Origin of the sequence: Sporosarcina koreensis (genome assembly GCF_000826145.2) — a bacterium.
GTDB classification, from domain to species: domain Bacteria; phylum Bacillota; class Bacilli; order Bacillales_A; family Planococcaceae; genus Sporosarcina; species Sporosarcina trichiuri.
In genome coordinates this window covers 359,103-375,804 of record NZ_LN651337.1, presented here as the reverse complement: position 1 = coordinate 375,804, position 16,702 = coordinate 359,103, and the positions used below count along the sequence as shown (strand labels likewise).

At 54.4% G+C, this 16,702-nt stretch carries 13 protein-coding genes and 1 other annotated feature; of the genes, 1 reads left to right on the top strand and 12 read right to left on the bottom strand.

Translation table 11 applies throughout. From position 1 onward, the window contains the following. Positions 1-35: 35 nt before the first annotated feature. Positions 36-2,684, bottom strand: a complete 2,649-nt coding sequence (locus BN1190_RS07515) for a valine--tRNA ligase (protein ID WP_040286343.1) — start codon at positions 2,682-2,684, stop codon at positions 36-38. Positions 2,685-2,787: 103 nt separating this feature from the next. Further along, positions 2,788-3,017, bottom strand: a binding site (T-box leader). A 67-nt stretch (positions 3,018-3,084) separates the two neighbouring features. Between BN1190_RS07515 and BN1190_RS07510 the strand changes: the two genes are divergently transcribed. Then, positions 3,085-3,276, top strand: coding sequence for a hypothetical protein (locus tag BN1190_RS07510; protein WP_040286342.1), 192 nt, complete (start codon positions 3,085-3,087; stop codon positions 3,274-3,276). Here the strand turns inward: BN1190_RS07510 and BN1190_RS07505 are convergent. From BN1190_RS07505 to tig, 11 genes are all read right to left on the bottom strand, one after another. Beyond that, the gene (locus tag BN1190_RS07505; protein ID WP_052461747.1) at positions 3,253-3,945 is read right to left on the bottom strand and encodes a hypothetical protein; all 693 of its coding nucleotides are present in this window, start codon (positions 3,943-3,945) and stop codon (positions 3,253-3,255) included. The two genes, BN1190_RS07510 and BN1190_RS07505, sit on opposite strands and share 24 nt — an antisense overlap. 102 nt (positions 3,946-4,047) lie before the next feature. Then, the gene (gene hemL / locus BN1190_RS07500) at positions 4,048-5,337 is read right to left on the bottom strand and encodes a glutamate-1-semialdehyde 2,1-aminomutase (protein WP_040286341.1); all 1,290 of its coding nucleotides are present in this window, start codon (positions 5,335-5,337) and stop codon (positions 4,048-4,050) included. Further along, positions 5,334-6,317 (bottom strand): porphobilinogen synthase, encoded by a 984-nt coding sequence (hemB, locus tag BN1190_RS07495; RefSeq protein WP_040286340.1) that lies wholly within the window; start codon positions 6,315-6,317, stop codon positions 5,334-5,336. Before hemB ends, hemL begins: the two co-directional genes overlap by 4 nt. A 3-nt stretch (positions 6,318-6,320) precedes the next feature. Beyond that, positions 6,321-7,079 (bottom strand): uroporphyrinogen-III synthase, encoded by a 759-nt coding sequence (locus BN1190_RS07490; protein WP_040286339.1) that lies wholly within the window; start codon positions 7,077-7,079, stop codon positions 6,321-6,323. Next, positions 7,069-8,001, bottom strand: a complete 933-nt coding sequence (gene hemC / locus BN1190_RS07485; protein ID WP_040286338.1) for a hydroxymethylbilane synthase — start codon at positions 7,999-8,001, stop codon at positions 7,069-7,071. Before hemC ends, BN1190_RS07490 begins: the two co-directional genes overlap by 11 nt. 44 nt (positions 8,002-8,045) lie before the next feature. After that, a complete protein-coding gene (ccsA, locus tag BN1190_RS07480) occupies positions 8,046-8,876 on the bottom strand; it encodes a cytochrome c biogenesis protein CcsA (RefSeq protein ID WP_040286337.1) in 831 nt (276 codons plus the stop codon). 87 nt (positions 8,877-8,963) lie between these two features. Then, the gene (hemA, locus tag BN1190_RS07475; RefSeq protein WP_040286336.1) at positions 8,964-10,328 is read right to left on the bottom strand and encodes a glutamyl-tRNA reductase; all 1,365 of its coding nucleotides are present in this window, start codon (positions 10,326-10,328) and stop codon (positions 8,964-8,966) included. 256 nt (positions 10,329-10,584) lie between these two features. Then, a complete protein-coding gene (gene yihA, locus BN1190_RS07470; protein WP_040286335.1) occupies positions 10,585-11,166 on the bottom strand; it encodes a ribosome biogenesis GTP-binding protein YihA/YsxC in 582 nt (193 codons plus the stop codon). After that, the gene (lon, locus tag BN1190_RS07465; RefSeq protein WP_040286334.1) at positions 11,147-13,480 is read right to left on the bottom strand and encodes an endopeptidase La; all 2,334 of its coding nucleotides are present in this window, start codon (positions 13,478-13,480) and stop codon (positions 11,147-11,149) included. Before lon ends, yihA begins: the two co-directional genes overlap by 20 nt. 125 nt (positions 13,481-13,605) lie before the next feature. Further along, on the bottom strand, positions 13,606-14,871 hold the full coding sequence (gene clpX, locus BN1190_RS07460; RefSeq protein ID WP_040286333.1) for an ATP-dependent protease ATP-binding subunit ClpX: 1,266 nt from the start codon (positions 14,869-14,871) through the stop codon (positions 13,606-13,608). Between the two features lie 484 nt (positions 14,872-15,355). Then, entirely contained in the window at positions 15,356-16,648 is a 1,293-nt protein-coding gene (tig, locus tag BN1190_RS07455) for a trigger factor (protein ID WP_040286332.1), read from the bottom strand. Positions 16,649-16,702 lie beyond the last annotated feature (54 nt).

The following is a 16,702-nucleotide window of genomic DNA, read 5'->3' as shown; positions in this document are numbered from 1 at the left end:
GAAAAAAGGCTCCGCAGCTGCGGAGCCTTCCTTAGTTAAATCTCTTTCAGTTCCTCGATCCGGCGCTGGACGGCGGCGTGTTTTTCGAGGTAATCCTTCTCTTTCGCACGCTCTTCGTCGACGACGGCCTGCGGTGCTTTCGAAACGAAGCGTTCGTTGGACAGTTTGCCCTGGACGCGCTTCACTTCACCGGTCCATTTGCCGAGTTCTTTCGTCAGACGTGCGATCTCCTCGTCGATATCGAGCAGCCCTTCAAGTGGCATGAACAGTTCCGCGCCTGTCACGACGGCGGACATCGATTTACCTGGCGCCTGGACGTCCACACCGATTTTGAGGGATTCCGGATTGCAGAACTTCTCCAGATACGCCTGGTTCTCATCCAGCACGGCAGCTGTCGCCTCATCTTTCGCAGCGATGTAGAGAGGCACCTGGCGGCTCATCGGTGTGTTCACTTCCGCGCGGATGTTGCGGACCGCTTTGATGATATCCGTCAGCAGTTTCATGTCATCCGAGCGTTTTTCATCCGAGTAGGCAGCATTCACTGTCGGCCATGGTGCCACCGTGATCGACTCGTCGCTGTGCGGCAGGTTCTGCCAGATCTCTTCGGTGATGAACGGCATGAGCGGGTGCAGCAGACGCATCGTGTTGTCGAGGACATAGGCAAGCACGGAGCGCGTCATCTTCTTCGCGTCCTCGTCTTCCCCATACAATGGCAGCTTCGCCATTTCGATATACCAGTCGCACACGTCATCCCAGATGAAGTTGTAGAGCGCACGGCCGACTTCGCCGAATTCATACCGGTCGGACAGCTTGGTGACGGAATCGATTGTTTCGTTCAGGCGCGTCAGGATCCAGTCATCCGCGACAGATCGCTTGCCGGACAGGTCGATTTCCTCGTATGTCATGCCTTCCATGTTCATGAGCGCGAAACGGGAGGCGTTCCAGATCTTGTTCGCGAAATTCCAGATCGCTTCGACTTTTTCCGTCGAATAGCGCAGGTCCTGCCCCGGTGATGACCCTGTCGCCAGGAAGTAGCGGAGCGCATCGGCACCGTACTGGTCGATGACGTCCATCGGATCGACCCCGTTGCCGAGCGACTTCGACATTTTGCGGCCGTCTTCTGCACGCACCAGTCCGTGGATCAGCACATCATTGAACGGACGCTGATCGGTGAATTCGAGCGCCTGGAAGATCATCCGGGACACCCAGAAGAAGATGATGTCATATCCTGTAACGAGAGCGTCCGTCGGATAATACCGTTTGAATTCAGGGTCTTCCGTATCCGGCCAGCCCATCGTCGAGAATGGCCAGAGTGCGGATGAGAACCACGTATCGAGCACGTCATTCTCCTGATGCCAGTTCTCGATGTCCGCCGGCGCTTCCTCACCGACATACACTTCGCCAGTTTCGTTATGATACCAGGCCGGAATGCGGTGGCCCCACCAGAGCTGGCGGGAGATGCACCAGTCGTGGACGTTCTCCATCCATGTCAGATACGTCTTCTCGAACCGCTCGGGAACGAAGTTGACTTTGCCGTCCGTCTTCTGCAGTTCGATCGCCTGTTCTGCCAGCGGCTGCATCTTGACGAACCATTGTGTCGACAAGTATGGCTCGACGACTGCGCCGCTCCGCTCCGAGTGGCCGACGGAATGGTTGTACTCTTCGATTTTGAACAGGACATCCATCTCCTGCAGGTCCTTGACGATCGCTTTCCGGCATTCGAAACGGTCCATGCCTTCGTATTTGCCGGCCATGCTGTTCATCGAGCCGTCTTCGTTCATGACGAGGACACGCGGAAGGTCATGGCGGTTGCCGATCTCAAAGTCGTTCGGGTCGTGTGCCGGCGTGATCTTGACTGCGCCGCTTCCGAAGTCCATCTCGACATAGTCATCTGCGACAATCGGGATTTCACGGCCGACAATCGGCAGTTTGACCGTCTTGCCGATCAGGTGCTGGTAGCGTTCATCATCCGGATGGACGGCGACCGCCGTATCCCCGAGCATCGTCTCCGGGCGGGTCGTCGCGATTTCGATACTTCCGGTTCCATCTGTGAGCGGGTAGCGCATATGATAGAAGGCACCCGCTACATCTTTATGGATGACTTCGATATCGGACAGCGCTGTTTTTGTTGCGGGATCCCAGTTGATGATGTACTCGCCGCGGTAGATCAGCCCTTTGTCATAGAGCTTTACGAACACTTCCCGGACTGCACGCGACAGGCCTTCATCGAGTGTGAACCGTTCGCGGGAATAATCGAGCGCGAGACCGAGTTTCGCCCACTGCTCCCGGATATGGCCGGCATATTCCTCTTTCCATTCCCATGTCTTCTCGAGGAATTTCTCGCGGCCGAGGTCATAGCGGTTCTGGCCGTCCGCACGGAGCTTCTCCTCCACCTTCGCCTGTGTCGCAATACCCGCATGGTCCATGCCGGGCAGCCAAAGAGCATCGTAGCCCTGCATCCGTTTCATGCGGATCAGGATATCCTGCAGCGTTGTATCCCACGCATGGCCGAGGTGAAGCTTGCCTGTCACGTTTGGCGGCGGGATGACAATTGTATACGGCTCCTTGCCGCTCTCCGGCTGGGCTTTGAAGTACCCGCCTTCCAGCCACCATTCATAGCGGTCTTTCTCGATCGTCTGCGGATCGTACTTCGTCGGCATTTCTGTCTGCTGTTTGTCCGTCATAACGGTTCCTCCTCATATGTCCTTATGGATGTGTCAGTGATCGCCGGGCATCTGCCCGGCGTGCAGCTGTATCGCGGATGAAACACAAAAAACCCCTTCGTCTGTAAAGGACGAAGGAGTCAGTTCGCGGTACCACCTTTATTCGCATGCGTGCCTAAAAACACGATGCCTCGAAAAACATAACGGCTTCTAACCGGTTTCCGCTAGTGACGACTGTGTTCACGAAAACTGCTGACGGGTGACGTTCAGTCAGGCTGCACTGGGTCCTCGCACCATTCCCGGACCCTCTCTGAAAAATGCCAGCCGGCTTACTTTCCCGCTCACTGCATCCCTATGCTGTTTCCATCAGTGTACCGGAAACGTGCCAGACCCGTCAAGCCTGCAATGAAAGGATGGTGTCATGAGAAGAGGATACAACCCATACTTGCTGCCGCCCTGGCTCCGGAAAACGAGATTCTACTGCAAGATGATCATCATCCCGATTTCCGTCTTCCAGCTCATCCGGCTGCTGATCATCCCGACGACCGGTGATTTCCTGCTCTTCTGCGTACTTTGCGGCTGCGCGTTCCTATTCCACCGCAACATTATTTAGCACATACGGCGTGACAGACACGTCATCGTCCAGGTCCTGGATGAACGCCAGCATTTCGTGATGCCCGCTGTCTTCAGTCACTGTCATCGCAATCGCCACGCTCGAACTGTCACTGTCCAGATCCGCTTCCGCGGAATCAGCTGCTGCTGCAGCGGAAGTCACTTCAGCTGCCTGCTCATCTGCTGCAGTGGCAGTATTTGACTCTGCCGCGCTGATGATCTGCTCAGCTGCCTCGACAGCTGCCGTTTCCGCAGCCACTGCAGGAACGGCCTCTTCCCTGGCGGATGCTTGTACGGTCCACATGACCAGCAGCTCGCCGCTGTCCGTAGCGGATGCCGACGCATCGACCACTTTCGCTGTCACACCGACACCGTCAGCTGCCGGCAGATCGACTTGCAGCGGTACGGCGTACTCGAAATAGCCTTTCGCGCCTTCCAGCTCCACGTCATCGATAAGGATTGCGTCCTCCGCTGTATTTTCTGCATTGGCTGCGCCTTCTCCAAACGTCACATTCGCCGCAATATGGTAGATGCCCGACAGCCGGACGGCATCTTCCGTCTGCTTATCATCATAGCCTGCGGTCACTTTCACACTGTCCGCCTCTGTCACCCTGCCTGCTGATGCGGGGAATTGGAATGTTTCGGATAATGTCCATTCGATCGGTTTCATCTCTCAGCCGCCTCCTTTATTCTCATGCATTGTATGCGGGGATGGCCGGAGACAGAACAAAAAGCCTTACCGGCACGATGATGTCCGATAAGGCTTTTTAAATTATTTCTTCAGTTTGCTAAAGACGGTATGGAACGCCTTCACTGTTTCCGCAATATGCTCTTCGGTATGCGCTGCAGACAGGAACATGCCTTCGAACTGGGACGGCGGCAGGAAGATCCCCTCGTCCGCCATCATGCGGTAGTATTCCGCGAACAGTTTGAGATCGGATGTCTTCGCTGTTTCATAATCGACGACATCCTCGTTTGTGAAGAAGAAGCCGATCATCGATCCTGCCCGGTTGACCGTATGCGGAATGTTGTTCGCTTCCGCCGCTTCGCGGAACCCTTTTTCCAGCTGGTCGCCGAGTTTCATGAAGTGATCGTATGACGCAGGCGTCAGGCGCTTCAGTGTCTCGATCCCTGCAGTCATCGCGAGCGGGTTGCCTGAAAGTGTCCCTGCCTGGTAGACCGTGCCCGCCGGTGCGATGTGTTCTATGATCTCCCGTTTGCCGCCGTACGCGCCGACCGGCAGTCCGCCGCCGATCACCTTACCGAGGCATGTCAGATCCGGAGTGACCCCGAAATGACCCTGTGCACAGTTGTAGCCGACGCGGAACCCGGTCATCACTTCGTCGAAGATGAGCAGTGTGCCGTTCTCTTCCGTCATCTTGCGGAGCTCTGTCAGGAAACCGTCCTTTGGCGGGACAACACCCATATTGCCGGCAACCGGTTCAACGATGACAGCTGCCAGATCGTCACCGTATTCCTTGAAGGCGAGTTTCAGGCTCTCCAGATCGTTGTATGGCACTGTAATCGTATTCTTCGCAACACCTTCCGGCACGCCCGGGCTGTCCGGCAGGCCGAGTGTCGCAACGCCGGATCCCGCTTTGATGAGAAGGGAATCGCCGTGACCGTGGTAGCACCCTTCGAATTTCAAAATCAGGTTGCGCTTCGTATAGCCTCGGGCAAGACGCAGGACACTCATCGTCGCTTCCGTACCAGATGAAACCATCCGGACCATCTCGATTGACGGCACCCGCTCGATGACGAGTTCAGCAAGCTCGTTTTCAAGCAGTGTCGGCGCACCGAAACTGGACCCTTTCACCGCTGCGTCCTGAAGTGCTTTCACGACGCCTTCCTCGGCGTGTCCAAGAATGAGCGGTCCCCATGACAGGACGTAATCGATGTATTCGTTGCCGTCGATATCCTTGATGATCGCACCTTTGCCGCTCTCCATGAAGATAGGGTCCATATTGACCGATTTGAAGGCGCGGACCGGGGAATTCACTCCGCCCGGCATGAGATCGACCGCTTCTTTGAATGCCTGCTTCGATTTTGTATAGTCTCTCATTTCGTCTCCTCCAGCCAGCGCGCCGCATCTTTCGCATGATAGGTCATGATCAGATCTGCGCCCGCGCGTTTCATACTTGTCAGTGTCTCCAGAACAATCCGCTGCTCGTCGACCCAGCCGTTCAGCGCGGCTGCTTTCACCATTGCATACTCCCCGCTGACGTTATAGGCGACAAGCGGCAGCAATGTGTTGTTTTTCACATCACGCATGATATCCAAGTAGGATAATGCCGGTTTGACGATGAGGAAATCTGCGCCTTCTGCAACATCGGATTCCGCTTCACGGAGCGCTTCCATCCGGTTGGCCGGGTCCATCTGATACGCTTTCCTGTCACCGAATTGCGGTGTCGAATCCGCAGCATCGCGGAACGGACCGTAATAGGCAGAGGCATATTTCACTGCGTAGCTCATGATCGGCGTCTCTTCGAAGCCTGCTTCGTCCAGACCGTGACGGATGGCAGTGACGAATCCATCCATCATGTTGGACGGTGCAATGATATCCGCACCGGCTTTCGCCTGGGACACAGCCGTCTTGACGAGAAGTTCGAGGGACGGATCATTCAGGACCCGGTCCCCTTCGATCACGCCGCAATGTCCATGATCGGTATACTCACACAAACATGTGTCTGCGATCACCACCAGATGCGGGTGGCGGTCCTTCGCAAGGCGGATCGCTTCCTGGATGATGCCATGATCGTGATACGCACCGCTGCCGACAGCGTCTTTTTCAGTCACGACACCGAAAAAGATGACAGATGGAATTCCGAGCGCGACCGCCTCGTCGAGCTCCTCGCCGAGACGATCCATCGAGTGCTGATAGACACCCGGCATGGACGGAACCTCCTGCTTGATATCCTCCCCTTCGATCACGAAGATCGGATAGATGAAGTCGGATGCATCCAGCTGTGTTTCGCGCACCATGGCGCGCATCCCCGCAGAGCTGCGCAGACGGCGGTGCCGTTTGAAGTTCAATTGTGTCATCAGTCAGTTCCTTCCTTTCGACTCGGCGAGTGCCCGCACGAGTTCCGGTAATGTATAGACGGACGGCATGACGCCGGCATGCGCGCCGGCTTCCATCAGTGCCCGTTCCGTAATATGCCCGATTGCCCCGATTGTAAAGCCCGTCCAGCCGATCTGCGGCGCCAGGTATTCCCCGAACACCGAAACTGCGGACGGACTGGCGAACAGGATCGACAGCGGCAAGTCTTGTCGTGCCAGATCCGCAATCCTTTTGATGGAAGCCGTTTCAGGGACTGTGTCGTATACTGTCCATTCATCGACAGACAGGGAGAGTTCGGTTGAGATGAGCGATCCTGCCAGGTTCCCCTTCAGGAACAGCGCACGGAGTGCTCTGCCGGCAGGGTTGAACTGCTTGACGAATACATCGGCGCTGAACACATCAGGGATGAAATCCACGCCGAAGCCGAGCTCACGCAGGGCAGCCGCGGTTTTCTCGCCGACGGCTGCGACATGCACGGGAAACGACTCCGCGTCCATGCCGGAACGTCCAAGCTTCCTTTTGAATACAGCTACTGCGCTCTGGCTCGTGAAGATGAGCCAATCGTACGCCTGCGCCTGCAGCAGCCGGGCATGATCATCATCGCGCTGCCTTTCGGCTGTCCGGATGAGCGGCAGGGAGACCGGCTCCCCGCCGAGCTGCCGGACGAGCTCGTACGGCTCCTCTGATTTTTTCGTACTTGTGAAGATGACGGTCTCACCGCAGAGCGGCTGCTTACTGGACATCCATTTCGGCCTTCACTTTCTCGATGACTTCCGCTGCCCCTTCTTTCCGGAGTGTATCCGCCACGATTTCACCTGCTTCCACGGGTGTGTCTGCCAGCGCGGTGTGACGGTAGACAACGGACGCATCCGGCGCTGCGATGAAACCTGTCATCTCAATGCCTTCTTCTTTCACACGGGCAAAGCCGCCGATCGGCACTTGGCACGATCCGTCCATTTCCCGCAAGAACGTCCGTTCCGCTTCCACTTCTCGGAAAGTCTGCTCATCGTTCAGCTTTGCCAATTCCGCAAGCAATTCTGCGTCGTCCGACCGGCATTCGATCGACAGGGCACCTTGCCCGACTGCGGGAATGCAGTCTTCCAGGTTCATATATTCAGTGACGATATCTTCGCTCCAGCCCATCCGCTTCAGGCCGGCTGCCGCGAGCAGGATGGCGTCGTATTCCCCGCTCTGCATCTTTTTCAGGCGGGTGTCGATATTGCCGCGGATCCATTTGATGTCGAGATCGGGACGCAGCAGCAGCAGCTGGGAACTTCTCCGGAGACTTGACGTTCCGACAACAGCACCTTTCGGCAGGTCCTTGAACGCTACATTGCCATTCGAGATGAACGCATCGCGCGGATCCACACGTTTCGGGATACAGCCGACAATCAGTCCTTCCGGCAGGACAGACGGCATGTCCTTCATGCTATGTACCGCAAAGTCGATTTCCTTGTCGAACAGCGCCTGCTGGATCTCCTTGACGAAGAGCCCTTTCCCGCCGACTTTCGACAGCATGACGTCGACGATCTGGTCACCCTTCGTCACGATCTCTTTCACTTCGAATTCGAACGGCACACCTGCCGCCTTCAGCTGATCGATGAACCAGTTCGTCTGGGTCAATGCGAGCTTGCTTCTTCTCGAACCTACAATAATTTTTCTCAAAGTCCTCTTCCTTTCCGGTTGTATGGATTCCCGGCCAGTTGCGTTCACAGCCAGAAGTGGAATTGCGATAGTCTGCTTCCTAAAAAGAAATTGATGATGATCAGCACGAATGCGATCACGTTCGCCCAGGCGAAATCCGCCGCCTGCAGTTTCCCGCGCCGATTCAGCATGAGCAGCGAACTGTAGACGATCAGCAGCAGAAACGACCCGACAATCTTGAAGTCGAAGATCGTCCAGTCGTCAAGAGCCGTATAGGCCCACTGGATGCCGAGGATCAGGCTCACGAGCAGCATAGGGATTCCCGTATAGATCGCCGATTTCGTACCGGTCAGCGCATGCTGGAGCGAAGGAAGGCGGCTGAACTGTGCCGACCATTTCTTTTTCTTCAGCAAATTATATACGAGCAGGTACAGAATCGCGAATACGAACGCCATCGCGAATGCGGCATAGGACAAAATCGCGAACATGATATGGATGAACAGCAGTTCGGAAATGAGCGGCTCCCCGACTCCGCTCCCGGCCGGTCCGGCAGGTGCGAAAATATGGAATGTCATGAAACTGAACCCGATCACATTCAAAAAGAATCCCGCATAGCTTGAGCTGTACCGGAGCTGGATGCCGAGCGACAGGGCGATCAGGATCCAGGTGAAGAAATAGACCCCGTCGGTGAGTGACAGAACCGGCAGCTGCCTGGTCAGGATGATCGTCCGCAGCAGGAACCCCGTCTGCATGAAGAATACGGCAGCGGTCAGCCAGAAAGCCGCCCGCTGTGCATGCGGTTCTTTTTTCAGGAAATCGATGAAGTAGAAAACCAGGCTGACGGCATACAGCACAAGCATAGCTTCCTGAAGCCGCGCCATCGTCATTTCAACCATAGGCCAATCTCTGCCTTTCTGTTAAAAAAGCCATTTCCGCATCAGCCGGCAAAGAAGCGGGATGGGAAATGACTTGGACAAACCTTGTCAATATGTCATATCAGGCTGCAGCCCGGCCGTTTGGGAAGCACCGGCTCCCTGTTCCGCTTTTTGCTGTTGTGCCTGCAATTCTTTTTCACGCTGCACCTCTTCTGCAATGCCGAAAATCGACTGGAACAGCTCGAGCTTCTCTGCCGCTTTCGGATCGGAAGCGAACTCCTTCGCCTGCAGGATCGGTTCTTTCAATAACTGATTGATGATCGATTTCGTATGCTTGTTCAGCACTTTCTTTTCGCGGTCCGTCAGATCAGGCATCTTGTTCTCGATGCTCGCCATCGTCTCCGATTGGATGGACAGCGCCTTTTTACGCAGAGCTGTGATAACCGGAACAACACCGAGTGTGACGAGCCATTCCTTGAAGAGCACGACTTCACCGCGGATCATCGTCATGATTTCATCCGCCGCCCGTTTCCGTTCTGCGAGATTCGCTTCCACGATCCCCTGCATGTCATCGATATCGTACAGGAACATGTTCGGAAGCTCGCCGATGCGCGGATCCATGTCGCGCGGTACCGCGATATCCACGAGGAACAGCGGTCGCCCTTTACGCAGCCGCTCGACGAACTGCATCAGTTCCAGATCGATGATGTAGTCTTTCGACCCTGTACTGCTGATGAGGATATCGACATCCAGCAGCGTGCACTGCAGTTCCTGGAGCGGTTTGGCGGCCCCATCAAATTTACCGGCCAAGTCCTCCGCTTTGGAAAGTGTCCGGTTCAGCACAGTGATTTTGCCCACACCGCTTCCCTGCAGGTTTTTGATAGTCAGCTCGCCCATTTCACCCGCGCCGACAATAGCGATATGTTTGTTCTTCAGCGAACCGAAGATCTTCTTGCCGAGTTCGACGGCCGCATATGAAACGGACACGGCATTCTCGCCGATCGCCGTTTCGGCATGGGCCCGTTTTGCGACAGTGATCGCCTGTTTGAACAGTTCGTTGAAGATCGTGCCGGTCGTACCGATTTCCTGCGCTTTCAGGAAACTTGTACGGACCTGGCCGAGGATCTGTGTCTCACCGAGAACCATCGAATCGATACCCGACGTCACAGCCATCAAGTGTTCGACGGCTTCGTCCTCTTCTTTGATGATGAGATGCTGGGTGAAACTTTCGACCGGCAGGCGGAACCATTCCGCCAGAAAGTTTTTGACATAATAACGACCTGTATGCAGCTGATCCACGACGGCGTAGATCTCTGTCCGGTTACAGGTCGAAACGATGATATTTTCAAGTATGCTTTTTGTCGATTGGAGAGTTTTCATGGCGTGCGGCAAATCAGCTTCATTGAACGAAAGCTTTTCTCTGATTTCTACCGGCGCTGTCCTGTGATTGACTCCGATTGCGAGCAGTTTCACTACGGATTCACACCTTTCGCGTCTATTTCCTGTTCCTAAGTATAACACAGCATGCGTACAGTTCATGGACGATTTATGAACAACATATGACGTCTGACCGGAGCGCATTCTCCTTATAATCATTATAAAGTATTTGCCGCCCGCTTTCCAATGGTCTGTTTCTGGACGCATCACCATATTATGCCCGGCCGAAAAAGCTGTTCCAGTCGCAACGGCCGGAACAGCCTATGCAGACGCCGGATGGAGATTCCGGCAGTTACATCCTGCTTTCGATTTCCGTCCATACTTCTTCGACACCGATCCCCTTTTCAGAGGAGAAGACGAACAGCGGGTCGTCGCCGAGCATGTTGAGAGTCTGGCGGACGATTTTCTTGTGCTTGTCCCACTTGCCCCGCGGAATCTTATCGGCTTTTGTCGCGATGACGATTGTCGGAATGTTGTAATGGACGAAGAAATTGTACATATTGACATCATCTTTCGACGGTGCATGGCGGATGTCGACAATCTGGATCGCTGCCCGCAAGTGTTCGCGGCCGGTCAGGTACCGCTCGATCATGCCGCCCCATTTCTCTTTCTCCGTTTTCGATACGCGCGCATAGCCGTAGCCCGGCACATCCACGAAGAACAGCTGCTCTTCGATCTTATAGAAATTCAGGGTCTGTGTCTTGCCGGGTTTCGATGACGTCCGGGCGATGTTCTTCCGGCCCAGCATCTTGTTGATGAACGAAGACTTGCCGACGTTCGACCGTCCGGCGAGCGCAAATTCCGGGAAACCGTCCTCCGGATATTGTTCCGGACGGACGGCGCTCATCACCATTTCAACGTTGTGTACTTTCATAGCTCCGTTCCTCCAATGCAGCGGCGAGCACCTGCTCAGCATCGTCTGCCAATTTGAATGTAAGATCGTTCCGTATTTCAGCGGGGACCTCATCGATATCCCGCTCGTTCTCCTTCGGCAGGACGATGACACGGAGACCCGCCCGATGCGCACTCAGTGTCTTCTCCTTCAGGCCGCCGATCGGCAGCACCCGGCCGCGCAATGTGATCTCGCCCGTCATGCCGACTTCTTTACGGATCGGCCGGTCGGTGAGCGCGGAGACAAGCGCTGTGGCGATGGTGACGCCTGCGGATGGACCGTCCTTCGGCACGGCTCCCTGAGGCACGTGGATATGGATGTCGTTCGTTTCGTAGAACTTCGGATCGATGCCGAGACTTTCGGCTTTCGATCGCACATAGGACAGCGCCGTCTGGGCGGATTCCTTCATAACGTCTCCGAGCTTGCCTGTCAGGATCAGTTTGCCTTTTCCAGGCGACAGTGATACTTCAATCTGCAGCGTATCACCGCCGACCGATGTATAGGCAAGTCCGGTTGCAACGCCGACCTGATTCGTCTCCTCGGCCTGTCCGTGGCTGAACTTCCGTTTCCCCAGGTAGGCCGGAAGGGTCTTTGCACTCACTGTGACGCTTTTTTTCTTGCCGCCCGCAATGAGACGCGCCGCTTTCCGGCAGACACTTGCGATTTCCCGCTGCAGCGAACGGACCCCGGCCTCACGCGTATAGAACCGCACGATATCGAGGATTGCCGGCTGCTGAAACTTCACTTGCGACTTTGTCAGCCCATGCTCCTTCAGCTGTTTCGGAATGAGATGGTTCGCTGCGATCGCCTGCTTTTCAAGCTCGGTATAACCGGCGATCGAGATGATTTCCATCCGGTCGCGCAGCGGTCCCGGAATCGCACTCAGATCATTGGCGGTTGCAATGAACAAAACTTTCGAGAGATCATACGGCTCTTCTATGTAATGGTCACTGAATGTGCTGTTCTGTTCAGGGTCCAGCACTTCAAGCATAGCGGAGGACGGATCCCCCCTGAAGTCGTTCGACATCTTGTCGATTTCATCGAGCAGGAAGACCGGATTGACGGTGCCTGCTTTCTTCATCCCCTGGATAATACGGCCCGGCATCGCACCGACGTACGTCCGGCGGTGTCCCCGGATTTCGGATTCGTCACGGACGCCGCCGAGGGAGACCCTGACGAACTTCCGGTCGAGCGATTCCGCAATCGACTTGGCGAGGGATGTCTTCCCAACACCAGGCGGTCCTTCGATGCAGAGGATCGGCCCGCGGAGCGACTTTGTCAGCTGCCGGACGGACAGGAATTCGAGAATGCGTTCCTTCACCGTATCGAGCCCTTCGTGATCCCGTTCCAGAATCTGCTCGGAGCGGCTGATATCCAGCTGATCTTTCGTTGCATACGACCAGGGAAGTGCAACGAGCCAGTCGAGATACGACCGGATGATCCCGCTTTCCGCGGCAGCCGACGGAATCTTTTCATAGCGGTCCAATTCACGCTCCGCAGTTTTCCGGACGTCTTCCGGCATGCCGGCGTCTTTGATCTGCTCGCGCAGCGACTCGACCTCAAGCCCTTTGCCGTCCTTGTCGCCGAGTTCGGTCTGGATCGCTTTCATCTGCTCGCGCAGGTAGAACTCTTTCTGCGTGCGCTCCATCGCCTCACGGACCCGTTCGTTGATCTTCTGCTCGAGGTCCATGACTTCCTGCTCATTGAAGAGCCGGCCGATCAGCCATTCGAGTCGTTCGTTGACATTGCGTGTTTCCAGGATGTCCTGTTTTGCACGGATTTTCAGCGGCAGGTAGGATGCAATCGAATCTGCTAGCCGACCGGGTTCCTGGATGCCTGATACGGCATTATACGCATCTTCGTTGATACGCTTCGACACTTCCGTATATTTTTTGAAGTAAGCAAGCAGCGTCCTCATGAGCGCTTCGGTCTCCGGATCGACTTCAGTGGAATCCGGGAAACCATTGACGGAAACGACAGGATAGAGGTCCGCCTCTTCATAGTCCATCCATTCCGCGCGCTCGACACCTTCGAGCAGTACACGGTAGACGCCGTTCGGCAGCTGCGTCATCGATTTAACGAGCGCAAGCGTTCCGAGATGATACAGGTCTTCGGGTTCCGGGTTCTCTTCGTTCATGTCAATCTGGGTTGCCAGGAAGATGAGGTTGTCGTTGGCGAGCGCATGCTCGATTGCGAAGACGGAGCGTTCACGGCCCACGTCGATATGTAAAGTCATTGTCGGGTAAATCAGTATGCCTCTCAATGGTAGAAGAGGGATTGTATGTCGTACTGCCATTTAGAAACGTCACCTCCATAAGTAACTATATCGATTCGTATGTATGACGGCAATAACTAGAATTAGGAAAAAAGCTGACTCATTCAGCACATTTGCGCTTTTTACAAGTCAGCTTCCCAATCTGTTTACGCTGTATGTTGTTCGTTATCAAGCTTCATTTCCGAACCGTCTTCGCGATAGAGGATCGGCGACCCTTTCCCAAGAACGGAATCTTTCGTGATGAGACACTCTTTCACTTCTTCAAGTGACGGCAGCTCATACATGACGTCAAGCATGATGTTTTCGATGATGGACCGCAGACCGCGGGCGCCTGTCTTCCGCTCGATCGCTTCGCGGGCGATTTCGATCAGTGCGTCGTCTTCGAAACGAAGTTCCACGTCATCGAGGCTCAGCATCTTCTGATACTGCTTGACGATTGCGTTCTTCGGCTGCGTGAGGATCTGATACAGTGTATCTTCGCTCAGCTGCTCAAGTGTCGCGATCACCGGCAGACGCCCGATGAATTCCGGAATCAGACCGTATTGCTGGAGATCTTCCGGAATCATGCGGGACAGAAGTGAACGTTCTTCTTCTGCAGCATTCGGATCGGAACCGAAGCCGATGACTTTCTGACCGACACGGCGTTTGATGATCTCTTCGATGCCGTCGAACGCACCACCGACGATGAACAGGATGTTCGTCGTATCGATCTGGATGAATTCCTGATGCGGATGCTTCCGGCCTCCCTGCGGCGGAACGCTTGCAACAGTGCCTTCCAGAATCTTCAGGAGGGCCTGCTGGACGCCTTCACCAGATACATCGCGGGTGATCGATGCGTTTTCGCCTTTACGGGCGACCTTATCGATTTCATCGATATAGATGATCCCTTTTTCAGCACGGTCGATATCGAAATCAGCCGACTGGATCAGCTTGAGCAGGATATTCTCGACGTCTTCGCCGACATAGCCGGCTTCTGTCAGCGATGTTGCGTCTGCAATCGCAAACGGCACATCCAGAATGCGTGCCAATGTCTGAGCGAGAAGCGTCTTACCGCTTCCTGTCGGCCCGATCAGCACGATGTTCGACTTCGCGAGTTCGACATCGTCGACTTTACTGCCGGAATTGACACGCTTGTAGTGGTTGTAAACGGCAACGGACAGCGATTTCTTCGCACGGTCCTGCCCGATAATATACTCATCCAGGATGGACTGGATCTCTTTCGGTTTCGGTACGTCCTTGAACTCGAAGCCTTCTTCCAGACCGACTTCTTCCTCGACGATCTCAGCGCAGAGTTCCACGCATTCGTCACATATATAAACCCCTTGTCCTGCGACCAGTTTGCGGACTTGGTCCTGCGTCTTGCCACAGAACGAACAGCTCAAATTGTCTTTTTCATCATTGAATTTGAACAAATTGCTCACCCCTATTCAGTGAAATCTTACAAGATTCCATCTGGTTTATCAAATGATTTGACCTCTTGCAGTATGTACACAGGATTTCTTTTATGATGCCATGGAATCAGGACTGCACAGCAGGCAGGCGGCGGCAGAGTCCCGCAATGCAGGCATCCATCGGGCATGTACAATGTGCTGCCACTGCTGGAACGGCTGTTTTGCTCATAAAATCAGGAAAGTGATCATAAAACGATAAATGTGATCATAAATCGCGGAATGTGATCATAAAACCTGTTGAGTGATCATAAAACACAAATAGTGATCATAAATCCCTGAAAGTGATCATAAATCCCAAAAAGTGATCATACCTTCACAAACCCGACGGACAACCCGCCATTCCGCAGGCCCTGTACCTGCAGTCTTCCCTAAGCCAAGCATCCTATCCCGATGATATAGAAAAGCAAGGTACGGATTGCTGCGTACCTTGCCTAGAGTACAACTATTATTCAGCGTCTGTGATCTTTGCGTTGTCAACAAGCAGCTGGACTGTCTTGTTGAAGCGCAGGTCGTTCTCAAGCATGCTTGTGCCGCCGAGAGCTGTTTTGATCTGCTCGATATCCATGTTGAACTGCTTGGACATCTTGTCGAGCTCTTCGTTGATCTCCTCTTCGGAGATTTCGACGTTCTCTTCTTTGCCGATCGCTTCCAGAGTGAGTGATACGCGTACACGGTTGATCGCGTCGTCGTGCATCTGGCTGCGCAGAGCGTCTTCATCCTGACCGGAGAACTGGTAGTAGAGATCCAGGTTCATGCCCTGCATCTGCAGGCGCTGACCGAATTCCTCAAGCATACGGTCTGTTTCTGCATTCACCATTTCTTCAGGCACTTCGAATTCCGCGTTGCGGGCTGCCGCTTCCACGAGGTCATCGCGAAGCGCTGTTTCTGCTGCCGACTGCTTTTCAGTTTCAAGGTTTTCGCGGATCTTCTTGCGGAGCTCGTCCACTGTTTCCACGTCTTCGTCCATTTCTTTTGCAAGCTCATCGTCGAGTTCAGGCACTTCTTTCGCCTTCACTTCGTTGACTTTCACTTTGAACACTGCCGGCTTACCAGCAAGTTCTGCTGCGTGGTATTCTTCAGGGAATGTCAATTCGACATCTTTTTCGTCGCCTGTCTTCAAGCCGACGAGCTGCTCTTCGAAGCCCGGGATGAACGATCCGGAACCTACGACAAGGTCATAGTTCTCGGCTTTTCCGCCTTCGAACGCTTCACCTTCCGAGTATCCGTCGAAGTTGATGTTGGCCGTATCGCCGTCTTCGATTGCGCCGTCTTCTTTGACGACCATCTCAGCCATGGACTCACGGCGTGTTTCCAGCTCAGTATCGATTTCTTCGTCTGTCACTTTAGTCTCCTGGCGTGTTGCTTCCAGGCCTTTGTACTCGCCGAGTTTCACTTCAGGCTTCAGAGGGACGATTGCAGTGAATACGACCGGCTCGCCCTTTTCGAGTTTCTCGATGTCGATTTCAGGGGAAGCGATCGGCTCAAGACCTTCTTCGCGGACAGCTGCATCGTATGCTTCAGGAAGCACGATGTCGATTGCGTCGTTGTAGAGTGCTTCTTCCCCGTACATTTTGTTGAACATCTTGCGCGGCATTTTCCCTTTACGGAATCCAGGTGCGTTCACTTGCTTGACGACCTTCTTGAATGCCTGATCAAGCGCCGTGTTGAAACGCTCTGCTGTTACTTCAAACGTCAATTTCCCTTTGTTACCTTCTTGCTTTTCCCATTTAACTGTCATTATTCATACCTCCGAATCATTAGTGACGACTATATTCCGACCTGTTATATACGC